Source organism: Streptomyces aquilus (assembly GCF_003955715.1).
GTDB classification, from domain to species: domain Bacteria; phylum Actinomycetota; class Actinomycetes; order Streptomycetales; family Streptomycetaceae; genus Streptomyces; species Streptomyces aquilus.
In genome coordinates, this window is sequence record NZ_CP034463.1 from 6320527 (window position 1) to 6341275 (window position 20749).

General features: G+C 69.5%; 15 protein-coding genes. 11 read left to right on the plus strand and 4 right to left on the minus strand.

All coding sequences use genetic code 11. From position 1 onward, the window contains the following. Positions 1-61: 61 nt before the first annotated feature. Positions 62-4468, minus strand: coding sequence for an Ig-like domain-containing protein (locus tag EJC51_RS29255; RefSeq protein ID WP_126273798.1), 4407 nt, complete (start codon positions 4466-4468; stop codon positions 62-64). Between the two features lie 367 nt (positions 4469-4835). Here EJC51_RS29255 and EJC51_RS29260 point away from each other — a divergent pair, with 367 nt between their 5' ends. The 6 genes from EJC51_RS29260 to EJC51_RS29285 all read left to right on the plus strand — a co-directional run bounded on the left by EJC51_RS29260 (position 4836) and on the right by EJC51_RS29285 (position 12555). Then, a complete protein-coding gene (locus EJC51_RS29260) occupies positions 4836-6437 on the plus strand; it encodes a glycosyltransferase family 2 protein (RefSeq protein ID WP_126273799.1) in 1602 nt (533 codons plus the stop codon). Beyond that, a complete protein-coding gene (locus EJC51_RS29265; protein WP_244362896.1) occupies positions 6434-7477 on the plus strand; it encodes a glycoside hydrolase family 26 protein in 1044 nt (347 codons plus the stop codon). The genes EJC51_RS29260 and EJC51_RS29265 overlap by 4 nt, the downstream gene beginning before the upstream one ends. After that, positions 7474-9321, plus strand: coding sequence for an ArnT family glycosyltransferase (locus EJC51_RS29270; RefSeq protein WP_244362898.1), 1848 nt, complete (start codon positions 7474-7476; stop codon positions 9319-9321). The genes EJC51_RS29265 and EJC51_RS29270 overlap by 4 nt, the downstream gene beginning before the upstream one ends. Further along, complete coding sequence (locus EJC51_RS29275; protein WP_126273800.1) at positions 9318-11144, plus strand: glycosyltransferase family 39 protein; 1827 nt, start codon at positions 9318-9320, stop codon at positions 11142-11144. The genes EJC51_RS29270 and EJC51_RS29275 overlap by 4 nt, the downstream gene beginning before the upstream one ends. 85 nt (positions 11145-11229) lie before the next feature. After that, the gene (locus EJC51_RS29280; protein WP_126273801.1) at positions 11230-11991 is read left to right on the plus strand and encodes a polyprenol monophosphomannose synthase; all 762 of its coding nucleotides are present in this window, start codon (positions 11230-11232) and stop codon (positions 11989-11991) included. A gap of 9 nt (positions 11992-12000) precedes the next feature. After that, entirely contained in the window at positions 12001-12555 is a 555-nt protein-coding gene (locus EJC51_RS29285) for a GtrA family protein (RefSeq protein WP_126273802.1), read from the plus strand. A 14-nt stretch (positions 12556-12569) separates the two neighbouring features. On the opposite strand, the gene EJC51_RS29290 is transcribed toward EJC51_RS29285, so the two are convergent. Beyond that, positions 12570-13457, minus strand: coding sequence for a hypothetical protein (locus tag EJC51_RS29290; protein ID WP_126273803.1), 888 nt, complete (start codon positions 13455-13457; stop codon positions 12570-12572). 261 nt (positions 13458-13718) lie between these two features. Between EJC51_RS29290 and rplM the strand changes: the two genes are divergently transcribed. From rplM to glmM, 3 genes are all read left to right on the plus strand, one after another. Further along, positions 13719-14162: a 50S ribosomal protein L13 gene (gene rplM / locus EJC51_RS29295; RefSeq protein WP_126273804.1), complete on the plus strand. Its 444-nt coding sequence runs from the start codon at positions 13719-13721 to the stop codon at positions 14160-14162. Between the two features lie 43 nt (positions 14163-14205). After that, positions 14206-14727: a 30S ribosomal protein S9 gene (gene rpsI, locus EJC51_RS29300; protein WP_059192889.1), complete on the plus strand. Its 522-nt coding sequence runs from the start codon at positions 14206-14208 to the stop codon at positions 14725-14727. A 228-nt stretch (positions 14728-14955) separates the two neighbouring features. After that, positions 14956-16314: a phosphoglucosamine mutase gene (gene glmM / locus EJC51_RS29305; RefSeq protein WP_126273805.1), complete on the plus strand. Its 1359-nt coding sequence runs from the start codon at positions 14956-14958 to the stop codon at positions 16312-16314. Positions 16315-16399: 85 nt separating this feature from the next. On the opposite strand, the gene EJC51_RS29310 is transcribed toward glmM, so the two are convergent. After that, the gene (locus tag EJC51_RS29310; RefSeq protein ID WP_126273806.1) at positions 16400-17317 is read right to left on the minus strand and encodes a DUF389 domain-containing protein; all 918 of its coding nucleotides are present in this window, start codon (positions 17315-17317) and stop codon (positions 16400-16402) included. A gap of 32 nt (positions 17318-17349) precedes the next feature. Continuing rightward, the gene (gene coaA, locus EJC51_RS29315) at positions 17350-18339 is read right to left on the minus strand and encodes a type I pantothenate kinase (protein WP_126273807.1); all 990 of its coding nucleotides are present in this window, start codon (positions 18337-18339) and stop codon (positions 17350-17352) included. A 178-nt stretch (positions 18340-18517) separates the two neighbouring features. Between coaA and glmS the strand changes: the two genes are divergently transcribed. Beyond that, the gene (glmS, locus tag EJC51_RS29320) at positions 18518-20365 is read left to right on the plus strand and encodes a glutamine--fructose-6-phosphate transaminase (isomerizing) (RefSeq protein WP_126273808.1); all 1848 of its coding nucleotides are present in this window, start codon (positions 18518-18520) and stop codon (positions 20363-20365) included. A 1-nt stretch (position 20366) separates the two neighbouring features. Continuing rightward, positions 20367-20738: a holo-ACP synthase gene (locus EJC51_RS29325; RefSeq protein ID WP_126273809.1), complete on the plus strand. Its 372-nt coding sequence runs from the start codon at positions 20367-20369 to the stop codon at positions 20736-20738. The last annotated feature ends 11 nt before the right edge of the window (positions 20739-20749 follow it).

A 20749-nucleotide genomic window follows, 5' to 3' on the forward strand; every position in this document is an offset into this window, starting at 1 on the left:
CCCCGCCCCCCGGGCCGGTGGCCGGGGGGCGGGGCTCGTCACAGCCGGGGTGAGGTCTGGCTCACTGCTTGACGGTGAAGTACTGCCAGGCGCCCCAGGTGCTGAGGTTGGTCGTGTCCGTGCTGCTGTGGACGTACTGCGCGGCGATGCGGTACTTGCGGTCGACGGAACTGCTCAGAGACATCGTGTGGCGGCCGGTGCTGCTGGAGCTGAGCGCGGCGCACGACGTGGTGCTCTGGGTGTGCCAGGCGCCGCTGTAGTAGCGCTGTACGCGGTACTTCACGCACTGGCCGTGCTTGTTGGGTGCGACGGTGACGTCGAGCTGCTCCTTGGCGGTGTGGTGGTACACCCGGTAGAGGGTGCTGCCGTAGCGCGTACTCGTGTAGTAGCCGGAGAGTTTCTCCGTGACCCGCACGTAGGTCTGCACCGTCTTGGCGACGGTCTTCGGGGCGTACCGGTAGTCGCCGGCGAACACCGCGCTGAAGGTGGTGTTGCGGGTGAGCTTGTAGGACGCCGTCACATTGCCCTGGGAGTCCACGGTGCCCGACTTCACCAGGACCGAGGTGCCGCCGTACGGCTTGGCGTAGATCGAGACCGTGCGCTTGTTGTAGGTCGTGCCCAGGTGGGCGGTGATCTTCCCGTACTGGGCGTACTTGTACGTCGCGTGGTCGGCGGCGATCGTCAGGGTCGTCGCGGCCCGGGACACCTGGACGGTGGCGGTGGAGGTGGCGGACTTGTGCGAGACATCGCCGGCGTAGGTCACCTTGTAGGTGTTGGCGCCGCCGATCTGTGGGGTGTCCTTGAAGGTGAAGGTGCCGTTCGTGGCGACCTTGGCGTCGGCGAGCGCCACCCCGGACGAATGCCCGAGGTCGGTCTTCGTGACCTTGACGACCTGGCCGGTGGTGAAGGGGGCGCCGGAGAGCGTGCCGGTCACGGTGAGGGCCGTGGCGCGAGGGGCGGTGCCCGGGGCCGACAGGGCGACCGTGCCGGGCAGCTTGGCCGCCTGGACCAGGCTCGTGGCGGTCGCCGTCTCGTGGGTGGCGTCGCCCGCGTAGCTCGCGGCGTAGGTGTAGGTGCCTTCCGCGGGCGGGGTGTCGGTGAACTCGAAGGAGCCGTCCGCCGCCGCCGACACCTCGGTCAGCGCCGTTCCGTTCCGGGTGACGCTCAGCTTCTGGCCCGCGGCGAGTGCCTCGGTCGAGGCCAGCGTGCCGCTGACGGTCAGCGACCGGCCGGGGACGGCGGTGCCGGGGGCGATGAGGTCGAGCGCCACCGAGGCCTTGGTGGCCGGGGCCGGCCCCTGGCTGACGACCAGGCCACTCACCGTCTGGGCGTCGGCGCTGTCGCCCGTGCCGCCGGAGAGGGCGAGGAGGGCGTTGGAGGGCAGCGTCTTCGGTGTGGCGTCCAGGACCTGCGTCCCGTCGATCCACACGTACACATGGCCGGCCTCCACCAGGACGTCCATCTGGTGGGTGCCCTGGCGCAGGGCCGTGGCGAGTTTGACCGTCGACTGGTAGTCGATCGTGGAGGAGTCGGCCGAACTGGTGCCGACGCCCACGAAGTTCATCGCCTGGAGTTTGTCCTCCCAGCCGGTGTCGAAGGCGATCACCGTGCCGGGCCGGCCCGCGATGCCGAGTCCGGTGCCGACCGCGCCCACTGCCGAGGCGGAGTTCTTGGCGGGGTCGAGGAGGGAGAGCGTCATGCCCGTTCCTCCGGTGCCGGGACCGAACTGCGTGGTGAAGGTGGCCCGCAGACCGTCGGTGCGCAGCGGCTCGGGGTACACCGCCGTGCCCGCCTGCCAGGTGGTGGCCGGGGTCAGCTGGACGCTGCCGTCGTCGGCGGAGACCGCCGAGCCGTTGGTCTGCCACCCCTCGTCCTTGACCGAGGTGGTCGTGGCGGTACCCGTGCCGGTGCCCTTGATCGTCACGTACATGGCGCCCTGGGCGGCGCCGTTGTCGTCCTCCCCGGTGCCGGTGACCTCGTAGAAGGCGCTCAGGTCCGAGGCCGAGCGCGGAGTGAACGTCACGCTCTGCACGGCGGTCTGCTCGGGGCCGATGACCAGGCCTTCGGACAGTTGCACCGCGCTGTTGAAGTCACCCGTCGGCGCCTTGGCCTTGGTCACCTTCACCGGGATGTTGCCGGTGTTGGTGATGCTGAACGAGAGCGACCTGGAACTGCCGATCGGAACCGTCCCGAAGTCCAGCGAGCTCGTGGAGAACTCCAGGTGCCCCTGACCGGTGACGGGCGTCCCGTTGACCGGCACGCTCAGGGTGTGTGTCGCGCCGCCGCTGCTGCTGCTGACCACGAGGGCGTCGCTGTCCTGCTGGTCGCCGACCGGTGCGTAGGTGACCGAGAGGACGAACGAGCCGCCCGGCGGTACGACCGTGCCCGCGTCCGGCAGGCCCGAGGTGGTGAACGCTCCGCTGGGCGAGTCGACCGAGTCGATCGTCTCCGGCTCGGTGCCGGTGTTGGTGATCTGCAGGTTCAGCGTCGAGGTGCTGCCGGTGGGTACTTCCTTGAAGTCCATGGCGGCGGGTGCCGCTCCGAGGCCGGGTCTGGTGCCCACGCCGTGCAGGGCGAAGACCAGCTTCTGGCCGTCCGACAGGTTCGCGGTCAGTGTGCCGCTGATGCCGCCGGTGGTCGTGGGGGCGAAGGTGATCGGTACGTCCAGGCCGGCGTCCGCCGCCAGTGCCCGGGGCTGCTCGGCCGTGGGCACGGCGGACGGGTCGACCGAGAACGCGCCGGAGGCCTTGAGTCCGGTGACGGAGACGTCCTGGGTGGCGGTCAGCTTCATGTCGGCGGACTTCGTGCCGCCGACGCCGACCTGGCCGAAGTCGAGGGAGGACGCGGTCAGAGCGGTCCTGGCCGGGCTGCCGAAGCCGTAGAGCACACCGTCGCGGGTGCCGACGTACACCTTGCCCTGGTCCGCGGTCGGGGTGACGAACTTCGCCGCCGTGCCGATCGGCGCGGACCACAGGAGCTGGAGCAGGCCGTCGCCGTCGGGGGTGGGGCTGTAGGCGCGCAGGGTGCCGTCCGCCCCGGACGCCCCGGACGCGGAGACCATCCACACCAGGGCGCTGGACTCGTCCGTGCCGTCGGAGGTGACCAAGGGGGAGCCGCTGGTGTAGCCGAAGGTGTCCTGGCTCTGGCCGGTGAGGGTGAGCGCGGGGGTGCCGCCGCTGCGCACGCCGTACTTGAGGGCGCGCAGCGGGCCCTGGTTGCCCACGATGTAGACGTAGCCGCCGTCGCCGCCCCAGAACGCGGGGTGACCCCACATGCCCTGGTAGGGGCCGGACACGCTCACCGCGGCGTCGCCGCCGCGGGCGCCCTGGCCCATGCCGCCGAGGTTGTCGCGGTCGAGCAGGAACACCCGGCCGTCCTTGCCCTGCTGGACCAGCAGATGGGGGTGTTCGGCGGTGCCGAAGCCGTCCGGCAGCGCCATCGGGGCGCCCGAGGAGATGTCCTGGTCGGTGAGGTCCAGGGTGGGGGCGTCGCTCGGGCTGAAGAAGTCGGCGGTGCTGAGGCTGTTGTCCGCGCCCACCTGGAGGCGTACGACGGACTCGGCGAGCGTCCCCTGGACGGTCGTGCCCGGTCCGGGCGCCGGACTGATGCCGTTGCCGGTGCTGAAGAAGATCCGGCCGGAGCCGTCGGAGACGAGGCCGCCGCCCGACTGCCAGATGCCGGCGCCACCGGTGCTGGCGCCGGTCACCGTGGCCCACATCGAGGTGATGCTGTGCTCGGTGGTGCTGACGCCGACCACGTAGCCGCGGTACGGCCAGGCGTCGCAGTGGGCGCCGAAGCCCGCGTAGACGACGCCGTCCATGAGGAGCAGGCCGGGGCGCTGCTGCTGGTAGTAGGCGTCGAAGCTGACGGCCGGGTCGTTGACGGGGCTGCCCTCGATCGTGACCGGCCAGCCCGGGAGCTCGGCTCCGGAGGCCGGGTCCACCGAGTGCATCAGCCAGGTCGGGTGGCGGTGCGTGGAGGTTCCGTCGTCGACCTTGGTGGTGAAGTAGAGGGCCTTGGTGGCGGGGTCGTAGACGGGGGTCGCGGTCGCCCCGATCCGGGGCACCAGGTCACCGCAGCCGATCGCGGAGGCCGGCCAGGACGCCCCGTAGTTCTTGCTCCACTCGATCACACCGGTGGTGCGGTCGAGGCCGTACAGGGTGTTGTTCTCGGTGACCGCGACGACCTCGTCGCCGACGACCAGCGGCTGGGCGTAGATCTGCCCGTCCAGCTGGGTGGCGAAGAGTCGTCCGAAGGCGGACGACTGGACCACGGCCGGGGAGAGCCCGTCCGCGTCCTGCGTCCAGTTGGTGCGCAGGTTGTCGACGCCCTGCGTGGTCTGGTCGGCCTGGGCCGAGGAGGTCACCAGGCTGATCGTCGTGCCGATCAGTGCCGCGGCGGCCACGGCCACGGTGCCGACCAGCCATCTGCGGCGCCGGTTGCGATGGCGGCCACCGCGTGCGGGCATGGAAAACCCGGGCAAATCGGGACCTCCCCCTAGTGTTCGCTCCCGGAGAGGTCCACAGGTGCGACGAAAACGTGAAGACTGAGTGGCTTTTCATACCACTAGTTGACCTTTTTTTGCACGACTCCTGTCCCGATCGGAATGTATGCGGCTGTCGCCGTGCCGACGTGGACATATCGCCCAAGGCGGGGTGAATGGTGGATTCCGCATCACCTGACGAAACCCTCACGTAACACAGGTATATGAGTACATCGTCAGGCACTCGGTTATGCTTTCGAGCTCCGGTTGAAGGTTTGAACGGAATCAAGGGGCAGCCGGACATCAGGGTGGGGATCACGGGGCCGTCGAGGACCCCTGGGGGTTTGTTTTCATGAGCAGTGCGATACACGCTGATTCGCGTGCACCCCAGCAGCGAAGGCGGCGCAAGGGCACGCAGAGCCACAGCCTGCTGCCGCAGCCGCCGGACGACGCGGAGAAGTACTCGTACACGCGTCGCCACCTGTGGGTGCTGACGGTCGGTTCGCTGATCAGTTTCGCGTGCCTGGCCGTCAGCCAGTTCCTGTTCACGGCGTCGAGCCCGTGGTTCTGGCTGACGATGCCGCTGCTCGCCGTCGTCGTCGCGGACTACCTCATCTCGCTCTACCTCGACGGACTCAGCAGCGACTTCGACGCCAAAGCGCACAAGGCCCTCGTGCGCGGGTGGCGGCCCGCGGTCCACCCGAGCGTGGACGTCTTCCTGCCGGTGTGCGGTGAGCCCCTGGAGGTGCTCCACAACACCTGGGTCAACGTCAACCGGCTCGCCGACACCTACCGAGGCGTGGTCAACGTCTACGTCCTCGACGACGCCGCCGACTCCGAGGTCGGCGCCATGGCGCGGGACTTCGGCTTCCACTACGTCGTGCGCCCCAACCGCGGCTGGTTCAAGAAGGCCGGCAATCTCCACCACGCCTTCGGCATCACCGACGGCGACCACATCCTGATCCTCGACGCCGACTTCGCGCCGCGTGCCGATCTGCTCGACGAACTGCTGCCGTACATGGACGCGGACCCCAGGGTCGGCATCGTGCAGTCGCCGCAGTTCTTCCGCATCACCGACCGGCAGAACTGGATCGAGCGCGGGGCCGGGGCGGTGCAGGAGCAGTTCTACCGCTCGGTTCAGACCTCCCGTGAGGACAAGGACGGCTCGATCTGCGTCGGCTCGTGCGCGGTCTACCGACGTGCGGCCCTCGCGCAGATCGGAGGCATCACGCTCATCGAGCACTCCGAGGACATGTACACCGGCTTCGACCTCAGAGCGCTCGGCTGGAAGCTGCGCTACGTCCCGGTCGCCCTGTCGGTCGGGGTCTGCCCGGACACCGCCGGCGCCTTCCACAACCAGCAGTACCGCTGGTGCATGGGCTCGCTGGAACTGATCACCAGCAAGCGTTTCTGGGAGCTGGACCTGAAGTTCCAGACCCGCCTGTGCTATATCTCCGGGTTCCTCTACTACATCCAGACGGCGCTGGCGACGTTCCTGATGCCGATCATTCCGCTGTCGCTGCTGGTGCTGCGCCCCGATCTGATGCGGGCCGAGGCGGCGATGTGGGTGCTGCCCAGCGTGGCCTACGTGACGCTGGTGCTGCCGCTGTGGCACCGGGCGCCGTACCGCCTGGAGGCCTGGGCGGTGCGGATGATGTACGGCTGGTCGCATGTCTTCGCCGTGTGGGACATGCTGCGCGGCCGTCCCATGGGCTGGAAGCCGACCGGATCGCAGGGCGCCAAGAAGAACGGCATGCGCCGCTACTGGATCGGCATGATCGGCTGGACCGGCGGCACTGCCGCGCTGTGGGTGATCGTCGCCGGCTGGCGGATGCTCACGGAGTACCCGCCGGACTTCGCCCTGATGCTGTCAGCAGGCCTTTTCTACGTCGTCGTCGTCGGCCGTGTCCTCGTTCAGCCGCGGGCCCGGGAAACGCAGGAAGCGACCGTATGACTCTCCCCAGTTCCCCCGCTCGCGCCATGTGGCGGGTGCGGGCGATTGCCGCTGTGCTGCTCGCCGGAGCCCTGCTCAGCGGCTGCAGCACCTTCTCCGACGACGGCCGTAACGCGTACGAACGCGCGCAGGGCGAGCAGCCGGGTGCCACGGCCGACGCGACCGAGTCCGAGAAGCCGGAGCCGCCGTACGACGTGCGTCCGCTGCTCCAGCCGGACAAGGAGTACCTCGGCGTGGCCGCCGACGGGGCGCCCAAGAAGATGGACGCCGTCAAGGACTTCGCCGAGCGGGCGGGCAAGAAGCCCAACCTGATCGAGTTCTACTCCGCCTGGGGCGACCGCTACGAGACGAGCCTCGTCCAGAACGCCTGGGACTACGGCGGCCTCTCCTTCATCGCCTGGGAACCCTTCGACGTGGATCTCAAGGACATCGCCTCGGGCAAGGAGGACGAGTACATCCGGACGTACGCGCGCTCCGTCAAGGAGCTGAACCTGCCCGTGGCGCTCAGCTTCGCCCACGAGATGAACGGCTTCTGGTACCCGTGGGGCACCAAGAAGGCCACCGCCGCGCAGTTCACCGCCGCGTACCAGCACATCCATGACCTCTTCGACGACGAGGGCGCCACCCAGGTCATCTGGGTGTGGAGCCCGAACGTCGTCAACCCGATGCCGAAGGTGAAGCTCAAGCCGTACTACCCGGGCGACGACTACGTCGACTGGGTCGGGATCATCGGCTACTACGCGACGGACGGCCCGTCGACCTGGGACGCGCTCTACGGACCCTCGGTCACGCAGATTCGTTCCTTCACGAAGAAACCGTTCATCATCGCGGAGACCGCGGCGCAGGCGGGCGAGCGCAAGCCGGCGGACATCAAGGACCTCTTCCAGGGGACCGCGAAGCGGAAGGACTTCATCGGGTTCGTCTGGTTCAACTTCGACAAGGAGACGGACTGGCGCATCAACAGCGGTCCGTTGTCCGAGAAGACCTTCCGGGAGCAGGCCGCGAATGCCCGCTTCGGATTCGATGTGACGAAGCCATGACCGACCAGCAGCACACCTATCAGGGGTACGACCAGAACCAGGAGCCGTACCCCCAGCAGTACCGGCCGCGCGATCCCTGGCAGTACCAGGAGGAGCACCAGCTCTACGCGGACGAGGCGCAGCAGGGCCAGGCCGTGCGCAGGGAGGTGACCGAGTCCGGCAGCTGGACGTTCGACGGTCAGATCTCCGCGTACACCGACCAGCAGACGTACGAGACCTACGCCCCGTACGACCCGTACGCCACGTACACCGCTCCCGCCCCGGCACCGCAGCCGGCCCCCGCGCCGGTGGCGCCGGAGCCCGTGCCGCAGACGCCCGGCTATGTGCTGCCGCCCGTACCGGAGTCGGCCTGGGAGATGGACACCAAGCGCAGCCGGCTGCTCGGCCGGCTCGCGCTGCTCTGCATCCTGCTGATCCAGGCCGGGCTGTCCCTGCGGCTGCGCGGGACGGCCTTCCAGGACGAGGCGCTCTACATCGCGTCCGGCCACTACGAACTGGCCAACCTGCTGCACGGCGACAAGCTGCCGGTGGACTTCGCCGCCTACTTCTCCGGGCACCCCAAGCTGTACCCGGTGGTCGCGGCCGTCGTGGACAGCCAGTTCGGCCTGACGGGCGTACGGCTGCTCAGTCTGCTGTTCATGCTGGGTGCCACGGGGCTGCTCTACTCGCTCACCCGGCGCCTGTTCAACCCGCGCGCCGGGCTCGGGGCCGCGGCGCTGTTCTCGGTGCTCCAGTCGACGATCGTGCTCGGCAACTTCGCCACGTACGACGCCGCCGCCATCTTCCTGCTCGCGCTGGCCGCCTGGGCAGTGGTGCGGACCGACCGGATGAACGACCTGGCCGTGCTGCTCGCGGCGCCGCCGGCCGCCCTGGCCTTCGGGGTGAAGTACGCGTCCGGCATGTATCTGCCGACCCTGGTGGTGCTCGCGGTGATCACCGCGCACCGGCATCGCGGCCTCCGGGCGCTCGTCCGTGGGGTGGCGCTGGGCGCCGGAATCGTGGCTCTGCTCGGGGTCGGCTACGTCCTCTCCGGTCCGCTGGGCGGCATCAGCTCCACGACCACCGACCGTGCGAAGGGCACGGACACCGCCGCGACGATGCTCTCGCACAGCGCGGAGTGGGGCGGGCTGGTCTTCCTGGCCGCGCTCGGCGGCTCGATCGCGTACGCGCTGCGCGCGAGGATGGGCGAGATGCCGTGGCTCGGCGCCGAGACCTCGGGGCGCTGGCGGCGTGTCGCGCTCGGCCTGGTGCTGACGGGGACCGCGCTGCTGGCCCCCGCCTACCAGATCCACCTGCACACCGAGATCTCGCTCTACAAGCACGTCGGCTTCGGGCTGCTCTTCGCGGCGCCGATGGCCGGCCTCGGCATGGCCCGCCTGGTCGGTCCGCACTTCCGGCATCCACAGCTCGGGATCCTGCTGTACGTCCTGACGCTGGTGTTCGGCATGGTGCAGGCCCAGCGCGCGTACAGCTTCCCGGACTCCACGCAGATGACCGCCTACCTGCGCACGGTCGTCGACAAGAAGGGCACCTACCTCGCCGAGGAGCAGGAGGTCCCCGCCTACTACCTGCGGGACAAGACCGACTGGACCCAGTGGCAGAACAGCTACTTCATGGACTACCGCGGCAAGGACGGCAAGCAGTACACCGGCCCCGACGCCTTCCGGCAGGCGGTCCGTGACGGAAAGTTCGACGCGATCGTGATGCACGGCGACGTCAGCCCGGTGACGTACGCAGCGGTCAAGGAGGGGTTGAAGAACAACTCCCACTACCGGCTGGCGGCCGTGTTCCCGTACACCACGAGCAGCGGAGAGCACGCCTACCGGATTTGGGTGAAGCGATGAGCCACGACGCGGTCACGCGCCAGAACGGGGGACACCCCGAGGGCCAGGACCCGTTCGCCGAGTACGACGCCTACGTCGCCGCGGCCTCCCAGCAGCAGTACCAGGGGCAGGGCACCGGGCACCCCGGGTACCCGGCCCAGGACGCCTACGCCCACCCGGGGCAGGGGCAGCAGCCGCACGCGGCGTACGCGCCGCACGGCACCGCCGCTCCGGCGGCCCCCGTGGCACCCGTCGCACCGGCACCGGTCGACCCGGAGCCGCCCGCGGAGGAGCCCGGGGAGGACGAGCCCGAGGAGGCGAAGGGCGGCCGGCTCGCCGCCGCTGTGACGTTCCTGCTGCCCACGGTGCTCGCCTTCGGCATGATCTGGCGCGGGATCGGCGACCGCGAGCTGTGGCGGGACGAGCACGCCACCTGGTGGGCGGCCACGCTGTCGTTCCACGATCTGAGCCAGCTGATCCGCTCGATCGACGTCGTGTTCACGCCGTACTACGTGATGATGCACATCTGGATCGCTGTCGCCGGGGACTCCCCGACCGCGATGCGTATCCCGGGCGCCGTGGCCATGGCCGCGTCGGCGGGGCTGCTCGCCCTGCTCGGTCGGCGGCTGTTCACCACGCAGGTGGGCGTCACCGCCGGGCTCGCCTTCGCCGTCGTACCGCTGACCACCCGGTACGGCCAGGAGATCCGGCCGTACGCCTTCGCCGTCGCCGCGGTCCTGCTGTCGACGCTGCTGCTCGCGCGGGCCCTGGAGCGGCCCTCGTTCAAGGGCTGGATCGCCTACACACTGTCCGTGCCGCTGATCGGCTGGAGCCATCTGGCCTCCCTCGCGGTGCTCGCCGCGCACCTGGCCATGGTGCTGCTCAAGCGGCGGGCGGGAGACCGCATCGTCGGCTGGGCCTACTTCGCGGCGTGTGGCCTGGGCGTGTGCTTCGTCACCCCGATGGCCATCTCGGGCTCGGGGCAGAGCGGCCAGATCGCCTGGAACAACCCGGTGCTGCAGGACCTGATCGATTTCCCGAAGAACCTGTTCGGGTCCTGGGCGGTGGCCGTACCGGTCATGGCACTCGGCGTGATCGGGCTGTTCTTCGCGGGCCGGTGGGCCCTTCCGCTCGCGCTCTGGATCGTGCTGCCGCCCGTGGCGACCTACGCCACCGCCGCTCAGCTGCACCTCTTCCTGCCGCGCTATCTGCTGTTCACGGCGCCCGCGTGGGTGCTGCTCGCGTCCGTCGCCGTGGGCCGCCTCGCCGGACCGGTGGTGGGGGCCAAGACGGGTTCCGGCGCGGTCGCGCGGCGCGGCCTGGGCTGGGTCCTGGCCGCGGCCGCGGTCGCCGGGCTGGCCTTCCAGGCGCTGCCGGGCCTTAGCGAGACCCGGCACAACGCGCTGGGCGAGCCGGACTTCCGCGGCGCGGCCCGGATCATCCTGGCCGAGCAGCGCAAGGGCGACGGGATCGCCTTCAGCGGTGTGATGACCGAGCGCCGGGCCATGGCCTACGAACTGAGGGACGACACCGCGCGGCCGCGGGACGTGCTGATGTACCGCACCCCGCAGGAAATGGGGTCGTTCGGTGCGACCGAGTGCCCGCATCCCCGGAGCTGCCTGGTGAAGGCCAAGCGGCTGTGGGTGGTCTCGACGACCCTCGACGGACAGCCGTTCAGCGGCATGCCGAAGGCGACGCAGACCGCGGTCGAGAAGACCTTCCGGACGGTCAGGACCCGCAAGCTGGACTCCCTTCAGCTGGTGCTCCTTGAGCGCCGCAAGGGTGCCGCGGAGGACTCGACCGGGGACAACGACGACGCCGCGCGCCGCAAGGTGCACATCTGAGAAAAGGATTCCGGGCGCGGGAAAGGCCCGTGACCCGGTGGGGGAGAGGCACTATCCGGGCCTCTAGGGGAGGGAACAGAAAGACATGACGGGCCACGACAGATATCCCGGCGTCCCGGTCACCATCGTGATGCCGACCTACAACGAGGCAGCCAACCTGCCGAGGATGGCCGAGCTGGTGCTCGGGCTGCCGATCGACGGGCTGCACCTGAAGATCGTCGACGACTCCAGCCCCGACGGCACCGGGCGGATCGCCGAGCAGCTCGCCGAGAAGTACAACTGGGACGGGCGGCGGCGGATGAGCGTGCTGCACCGGACCGAGAAGGACGGGCTCGGGCGTGCCTACGTCGCGGGCATGACCGCCGCGCTCGACGAGGGGGCCGCGTACGTCGTCCAGATGGACGCCGACGGCAGCCACCCCGTGGAAGCGGTCCCACGCATGCTCGGCACGGCCGTGGCCTCCGGCGTCGGCCTGGTCGTCGGCAGCCGGTACGTCGAGGGCGGTTCGCTGGACGAGGAGTGGGGCAAGCACCGCGTGCTGCTGTCCCGCTTCGCCAACCGCTACGCCCGCACCGTGCTCGGCACCAAGATCCGGGACATCACGGCCGGCTTCAACCTGTGGTCCGCCGCCACCCTGCGTGACGTCGATCTCGCCACCCTGGACAGCGCGGGCTACAGCTTCCAGGTCGAGCTGAAGTTCAAGGCCGTGCGGGCCGGACACAGCGCCGTCGAGATCCCGATCCGCTTCGAGGAGCGCACCGAGGGCGTCTCCAAGATGAACCTGTCCACGCAGATCGAGTCGGCCCTGGTGCCGCTGCGGCTGCGGATGCGCAACCGGCGGGGCTGAGCGGGGATCATGAGCGGACGGCACGCGACTCCCTCGCGGTTCGGCAAGCTGTACCGCGAGGTGGCCAAGTTCGGCCTGGTGGGGGCCTCGGGGTTCGTGGTCAACCTCGGGGTCTTCAACATCGTCACGGGCGTCCTCGGATGGCCGCCCGTGCGAGCGGGTGTCCTGGCGACGGCCGTCGCCATCCTGACCAACTACCTGGGCCTGCGGTACTTCACCTACCGGGACCGCGACCAGGAGACGAGGATGCGCCGGCGCAAGGAGATGGGGCTCTTCCTCTTCTTCAGCGCGATCGGGCTCGTCATCGAGAACGGGGTGCTCTACGTCACCACGTACGGCCTCGGCCTGGACGGCACGCTCGCCACGAACGTCTGCAAGTTCTTCGGCATCGGCGTCGCGACCCTGTTCCGGTTCTGGTCGTACCGGACGTGGGTCTTCAGGGCCGTGGCCCGGCGGCCGGACCACCCCGCGCCGGTCGCGCGGGGCGGCGGGGCCACGGCCGCCGAGCCGGTGCTGAACGTCCCCTGGGAGACCTCTTGGGAGACCTCTTGGGAGACCCGGTAGCGACCGGGTGCCGCCTACTGGTTCGCCGCCGCCGAAGCCTGGGCCTCGCCGCGGCGGCGGATCTGGCGGAAGGTGAACTCGGCCAGGTCGTTGCCGGTCTTCTCCACCTGGGTGCTCTTCGTCGTGACGTCCTTGCCGTTGAGGAAACCGGCGGTGGTGAAGTAGGCGTAGCGGCCGTAGGAATTGGTCGTCGTGCGGCACACCGCGGCGTTGCAGAACGGCTTGATCCCGTCGCCGGACAGGGAGGCGATGACGCTCTTGTCGTCGGCCTGGCCCTTGGCCTTCCGCGCCTCGGCCTCGGTGTTGAAGACGGCCACGCCGACCGTCACGGCGACGCCGTCCTTCATGTACGACACCCGCATCACGCTGGTGCAGCCGTTGGCGGTGAGGACCTTGCCGAGGGTGCCGTTGGCGTTGGCGGCCGAGGCGCACTTCTTGGTGTCGGCCGTGGCGCCCTTCTTGTAGACCGTCTCGCCCATGGTCAGCTGCGTGCCGGGGAAGAGGATCTCCGCGCTGAGCGGGGCCGTGTCCTTGGTCCTGCTGGAGATGAAGTCCTTCGGGTCCAGCGGCGGCGGGGCGCTGGTCGGGGCGAAGGACGGGTCCGTCGCGGACTGGCTCGGGATGTCCGCCGTCGCGGGCAGCGAGGACGTGGTGGACGCCTCGTCGTCGCCGCCGTTGGCGGAGACCACGGCCATGGCGACGGCGGTGCCTATCGCCGCGGTGGCGAGGGCGCCGCCGACGATGAACAGCAGCTTGCGCCGCCTGTTACGGGTCTCCGATGCCTCGGCGAGGGCCGCCCAGTCCGGGGTCTGGCCGTCGGTGCCGCCGTTCCACGGCTGCTGGGAATTCGGTTTCCAGGGATCCCACTGGGACTGGGGTCCCCCCTGCTGCCCAAAGCTCATGGGGCGCATCATAGAGGGGGGACGCGTGGGGCCGCCGGGGTCGCTCGTTTTGACCCGTCCGGGGTACCGCTAGTACCCTTCCAGTTTGTTATGCGTATTGGCTAGGTCGTACTCACGCCAGAAGCCCTTACGTAGGTTCCCTGGAGCAGTTACCAGTGGGCGGCATACGGGCAGTCTTCCCGGCTTCTGTCGTCCCCAGCTGCACGATCGCTTCAAGGATGCCTTGTGTCAGCACCCATCCCTGAAGAAGAAGGCTGAGAAGTGCGTACGTACAGCCCTAAGCCCGGCGATGTGACTCGCCAGTGGCACGTCATTGACGCTCAGGACGTCGTCCTGGGCCGTCTGGCCACCACCGCCGCGAACCTCCTCCGCGGCAAGCACAAGCCGACCTATGCCCCGCACATGGACATGGGCGACTTCGTCATCATCATCAACGCCGACAAGGTGCACCTGTCCGGCAACAAGCGGACCCAGAAGATGGCGTACCGCCACTCCGGCTACCCGGGTGGTCTGCGTTCCGTCCGCTACGACGACCTGCTCCGTGACAACCCGGAGAAGGCCGTCGAGAAGGCCATCAAGGGCATGATCCCCAAGAACTCCCTGGGCCGTCAGATGCTCTCGAAGCTGAAGGTCTACTCGGGCGACCAGCACCCGCACGCTGCCCAGCAGCCGGTGCCGTTCGAGATCACCCAGGTCGCGCAGTAGTTCCGGCCACCCCCTAAGACAGAAAAGAAATCTGAGGAGCATCGTGGCCGAGACCACCGCTGAGCAGCCGGTCGAAGAGACCGAGCTTGTCGACATCGACAGCTACACCACCGAGTCGGACGTCCCCGTCGAGGGCGAGTACACCTCCGAGTCGCTCGCGTCCCGCTTCGGCGACCCGCAGCCGGCCGCCGGCCTGGGCCGTCGCAAGAACGCCATCGCCCGCGTCCGGATCGTCCCGGGCACCGGCAAGTGGAAGATCAACGGTCGCACCCTCGAGGACTACTTCCCGAACAAGGTGCACCAGCAGGAAGTCAACGAGCCCTTCAAGGTGCTCGAGCTCGAAGGCCGCTACGACGTCATCGCCCGCATCGCGGGTGGCGGTGTCTCCGGTCAGGCCGGTGCGCTCCGTCTCGGTGTCGCCCGCGCGCTGAACGAGGCCGACGTCGACAACAACCGCGGCCCGCTCAAGAAGGCCGGCTTCCTCCGCCGCGACGACCGTGCGGTCGAGCGCAAGAAGGCCGGTCTCAAGAAGGCCCGCAAGGCTCCGCAGTACAGCAAGCGTTAAGCTTCGCTGCCTGCAGCCCGTACTCGCATACGTTCGCAGTACGCAGTACGTCCGAACGCCCCGGCGGCACGCCACAGTGCCGCCGGGGCGTTCGTTTATCACAGCCGTGGGCGTATAACGGCACAAGGCGCTCAAAGGCTTGTGTGATCGGGTGATCCTGGGTGATCTCCGACGGTGATCTCGAAAGTGACGCTTCATCAGCTTCATCAAGCTTCATCAGGAGGACAAGTGGGACGACTCTTCGGCACGGACGGCGTGCGCGGCGTCGCCAACGCGGACCTGACCGCCGAGATGGCGCTCGGTCTGTCCGTCGCGGCGGCCCACGTGCTGGCCGAGGCGGGTACCTTCGAGGGCCACCGGCCGACGGCGGTGGTCGGACGGGACCCGCGTGCGTCCGGGGAGTTCCTGGAGGCCGCCGTGGTGGCGGGCCTGGCGAGCGCCGGCGTCGACGTCCTGAAGGTCGGTGTGCTGCCGACCCCGGCCGTGGCCTATCTCACGGGCGTGCTCGGCGCCGACCTCGGCGTCATGCTCTCCGCCAGCCACAACGCGATGCCCGACAACGGCGTCAAGTTCCTCGCCCGCGGCGGGCACAAGCTCGACGACGAGCTGGAGGAGCGGATCGAGGCGGTCTACGAGGCCCACCGGCACGGCGAGCCGTGGGAGCGGCCGACCGGTGCGGGGGTCGGACGGGTGCGGGAGTATCTGGAGGGCTTCGATCAGTACGTCGCCCATCTGATCGGTGTGCTGCCGAACCGCCTCGACGGGCTGAAGATCGTCCTCGACGAGGCGCACGGTGCCGCGGCGCGGGTGTCGCCGGAGGCGTTCTCGCGCGCCGGTGCCGAGATCATCACGATCGGGGCCGACCCGGACGGGCTCAACATCAACGACGGCTGCGGGTCCACGCACCTCGGGCTGCTGAAGGCGGCGGTCGTCGAGCACGGGGCCGACTTCGGCATCGCGCACGACGGGGACGCGGACCGGTGCCTCGCCGTCGACCACACCGGTGAGGAAGTCGACGGGGACCAGATCATGGCCGTCCTCGCGCTGGCCATGCGGGAGCGCTCCGCGCTTCGGGCCGACACCGTTGTCGCGACCGTCATGTCCAACCTCGGGTTCAAGCTCGCGCTCGAGCGGGAGGGGCTGACGCTGGTGCAGACGGCCGTGGGGGACCGGTATGTGCTGGAGTCCATGAAGGAGCACGGGTACGCGCTCGGCGGCGAGCAGTCCGGGCACGTGATCATTCTGGATCACGCCACCACCGGGGACGGCACTCTGACCGGGCTCATGCTGGCGGCGCGGGTCGCGGAGACCGGGCGGTCGCTGCGTGAACTGGCCGCTGTGATGGAGCGGTTGCCCCAGGTGCTCATCAATGTGCCGGACGTGGACCGGTCCCGGGTGGGGAACTCGGCGGAGCTTGCCGCTGCCGTTTCCGAGGCTGAGCGGGAACTCGGTTCGACCGGGCGGGTGTTGTTGCGGCCTTCCGGGACCGAGCCGTTGGTTCGGGTGATGGTCGAGGCCGCGGATATCGATCAGGCGCGGTCTGTGGCGGGGCGGCTTGCTGATGCGGTGAAGTCGGCGCTGGGGTAGGGCTGTTCCGGGCTTGGGGTGGGGGGTTCTGTGTGGTGCGGGCGGCGGGTTCGTCGTGGCTTGTCGCGCAGTTCCCCGCGCCCCTTCAGGGGCGTCGCCACAGCCACTTCTGGACGAGCAACGTGAGTGTTCCTGCCAGGACGATTCCCAGCAGGTTCAGCAGGAGCTGTTCCGTCGAGCCCCATGCCTGCTTGTACTCGCTGTAGCTGAAGGCCACCGCCGCGTTCGCCGCTGCCGGGACCGTCGTCACCGAGATGGCCACGCCCACCAGGGCGCCCGACTTGGCCGAGGTCAGGGACAGGGTGCCCGCGCAGCCGGCCAGGACCGCCACCACGAACGAGAACCAGTCCGGCCGGTAGATGAAGTTGGTGTTGGGGCGCGGCGCGTCCAGCTGCTCGTCGCTGAAGAGGTGCACGGCGTCCATGAAGAAGCTGAAGCCGACCGTCACCACCATCGCCACCGCGAACCCCACCAGCAGGGCGATCAGGGAGCGCAGCGCCAGCCGGGGGTGGCGTTGCACGATGGAGGTGCTGAAGGCGGCCAGGGGGCCGAACTCCGGGCCCACGGCCATGGCGCCGACGATGAGGATCGCGTTGTCGAGGACCACACCGCAGGCCGCGATCATCGTGGCCAGGGTGATGAAGGCCAGATAGGTGACGGAGAGCGTCGACTCCTCGTGGGTGGCGTCGGTGAGGTGGTCCCAGAGGACCGCGTCCGCGCCTTCGCCCGGCGCTTCCTTCTCGGCCTTGTCCGCCCGCTTGGACAGGGACAGGTCGATGTTCTCGACCGCGATCGAGCCGGTCCTGTCGAGGCCCAACTCCTGGAGTGAGCTGATGAGTTCGTCGCCCGCCTCGCGGGCCACGTCGCACATCACCACGTCCCCGGCCGGGTTGCGGGCGGCGCCCGGCACCACGACCAGGTGCGTGGTGCCGACCGTCTTCTCGATCAGGCGGACCACGGCGTCCGTCGTGTCGGACGGCGTGATCAGGCGCAGATGCAGCATGACGCCTTTTCTAACAGGCCCCGGTCACTTGGTCACAGCTTGCGCAGGCTCAGGCGGCGGACCTTGTGGTCCGGGCCCTTGCGGATGACGAGGGTGGCGCGGCCCCGGGTGGGGGCGATGTTCTCGATCAGGTTGGGCTTGTTGATGGTCCGCCACTGGGTGCGGGCGTATTCGAGGGCTTCTTCCTCGGAGACCTGGGTGTACTTGCGGAAGTACGAGTTGGGGTCCTGGAAGGCGGTCTGGCGCAGCTTCTTGAAGCGGTTGAGGTACCAGCGCTCGACGTCGTCGGGGTTGGCGTCGATGTAGACGCTGAAGTCGAAGTAGTCGGCGAGGCCCACGCGGGTGCGGCCGTCCTTGCCGGGGAGCGCCGGCTGGAGGACGTTGAGGCCCTCGACGATCAGGATGTCCGGGCGGCGCACCACGAGCTTCTCGTCGGGGACGATGTCGTAGATGAGGTGCGAGTAGACGGGCGCCGTGACCTCGTCCTTGCCGGCCTTGATGTCGGCGACGAACTTGGTCAGGGCCCGGCGGTCGTAGGACTCCGGGAAGCCCTTGCGGGACATCAGGCCGCGCGCCCGGAGCTCCCTGGTGGGGAGCAGGAAGCCGTCGGTCGTGACGCGCTCGACGCGCGGGTGCTCGGGCCAGCGGGAGAGCAGGGCCGTCAGGAGCCGGGCGACCGTGGACTTGCCGCCGGCGACCGAGCCCGCGACCCCTATGACGAACGGGGTGCCGGTCTGGGCGCCGGTCTCGCCCAGGAAGGTGTTCAGGGCGCCTCTGAGGCCGTCCGTGGCGCCGACGTAGAGGTTGAGGAGGCGGGAGAGCGGCAGGTAGATGTCCCGCACCTCGTCGAGGTCGATGACATCGCCGAGGCCGCGCAGCCGCTCGACCTCCTCCGCCGTCAGGGGCAGGGGCGTCTTGTCGCGCAGCGCGCTCCACTCGGAACGGGTGAGGTCGACGTAGGGAGTCGCCTCCGGCTTGTTCCGGTGGGCGCTCCGGGGGGTCGAGGAGACCGGAGAGATCACAGTCCATTGTTAACGGAGTTTGAACGGGATGGCGGGTGGGGTCCGTCACGCCTCGACCGAGACTCGTACGCCCGTGGCCGTAGTGGCGTGCTGCTCGCGTTCGTATGGCCGTGGGAATTTCCGATATCGGGCACGCGGAAGCCCTTTCGGCCGGTCGGGGATGCGTAGGCTGCCGCGCATGTGCGGAATCGTGGGATACGTGGGGTCGCAGTCTGCGCTCGAGGTCGTGATGGCCGGACTGAAGCGGCTGGAGTACCGGGGGTACGACTCGGCGGGGGTCGCCGTCCTCGCCGACGGCGGGCTCGCCGCCGGGAAGAAGGCCGGGAAGCTGGTCAACCTGGAGAAGGAGCTCGTCGACCGGCCGCTGCCGACCGGCGGGACCGGGATCGGGCACACGCGCTGGGCCACGCACGGCGGGCCGACGGACGCCAACGCGCATCCGCACCTCGACAACGCGGGGCGGGTCGCGGTCGTCCACAACGGGATCATCGAGAACTTCGCCGCGCTGCGGGCCGAACTGGCCGAGCGCGGCCACGACCTGGCGTCCGAGACGGACACCGAGGTCGTCGCGCATCTGCTCGCCGAGGAGTTCTCCTCGGCCGGGGACCTCGCGGAGGCGATGCGGCTGGTGTGCCGGCGTCTGGAGGGGGCGTTCACGCTGGTCGCCGTGCACGCGGACGAGCCGGACGTGGTGGTCGGGGCCCGGCGGAACTCGCCGCTCGTCGTCGGCGTCGGGGAGGGCGAGTCCTTCCTCGCCTCGGACGTCGCCGCGTTCATCGCCCACACGCGCTCGGCCATCGAACTCGGGCAGGACCAGGTCGTCGAGCTGCGCCGCGACGGGGTGACGGTGACCGGCTTCGACGGCCGGCCGGCCGACGTCCGCTCGTACCACGTCGACTGGGACGCCTCGGCCGCCGAGAAGGGCGGCTACGACTACTTCATGCTCAAGGAGATCGCCGAGCAGCCGAAGGCGGTCGCCGACACCCTGCTGGGGCGCATCGACGCGGCCGGGTCCCTGACCCTGGACGAGGTGCGCATCCCGACGGGGGTGCTGCGCGAGGTCGACAAGGTCGTGGTGGTCGCGTGCGGTACGGCCTTCCACGCGGGGCTGATCGCCAAGTACGCCATCGAGCACTGGACGCGCATCCCCTGCGAGGTGGAGCTGGCGAGCGAGTTCCGCTACCGCGACCCGATCCTGGACCCGCGGACGCTGGTGATCGCCATCTCCCAGTCCGGCGAGACCATGGACACGCTCATGGCGCTGCGGCACGCCCGCGAGCAGGGCTCCAAGGTGCTGGCCATCTGCAACACCAACGGCTCGACGATCCCGCGCGAGTCGGACGCGGTGCTCTACACGCACGCCGGGCCGGAGGTCGCGGTCGCCTCCACGAAGGCGTTCCTGACGCAGCTGGTGGCGTGCTACCTCGTCGCGCTCTATCTGGGGCAGGTGCGGGGCACCAAGTGGGGCGACGAGATCGTGGCCGTCGTCCGGGACCTGTCGAAGATCTCCGGCGAGGTGGAGAAGGTCCTGGAGACCATGGAGCCGGTACGGACGCTCGCGCGCTCGCTCGCCGACAAGAACACCGTGCTGTTCCTGGGCCGGCACGTCGGCTACCCGGTGGCCCTCGAAGGCGCCCTGAAGCTCAAGGAGCTCGCCTACATGCACGCCGAGGGGTTCGCGGCGGGAGAGCTCAAGCACGGGCCGATCGCGCTGATCGAGGACGATCTGCCGGTCGTGGTGGTCGTGCCGTCCCCGCGCGGCCGGTCGGTGCTGCACGACAAGATCGTCTCCAACATCCAGGAGATCCGGGCGCGCGGGGCGCGGACCATCGTCATCGCGGAGGAGGGCGACGAGGCGGTGGTGCCCTACGCCGACCATCTGATCCGGATTCCGCCCACCCCGACCCTGCTCCAGCCGCTGGTCGCTACGGTTCCCTTGCAAGTGTTCGCGTGTGAGCTGGCCACGGCTCGGGGCAACGAGGTCGACCAGCCTCGGAACCTGGCGAAGTCGGTGACTGTGGAGTGAGATGAGCATTGTCGGCGTCGGGATCGACGTGGCGGAGATCGAGCGGTTCGAGGCGGCGCTGGAGCGGACGCCGGGGATGGCTCAACGGCTGTTCCTGGAGCGCGAGTTGCTGCTGCCCAGCGGTGAGCGGCGGGGGATCGCCTCCCTCGCCGCCCGCTTCGCGGCCAAGGAGGCGCTCGCCAAGGCGCTCGGCGCACCGGCCGGGCTGCACTGGACCGACGCCGAGGTGTACGTCGAGGACAGCGGGCAGCCGCGGTTGCGGGTGACGGGGACGGTGGCGGCGCGGGCCGCGGCGCTCGGGGTGCGGTCCTGGCACGTGTCGCTCAGTCATGACGCGGGAGTGGCGTCGGCTGTGGTGGTGGCGGAGGGGTAGTCCGGGGAGAC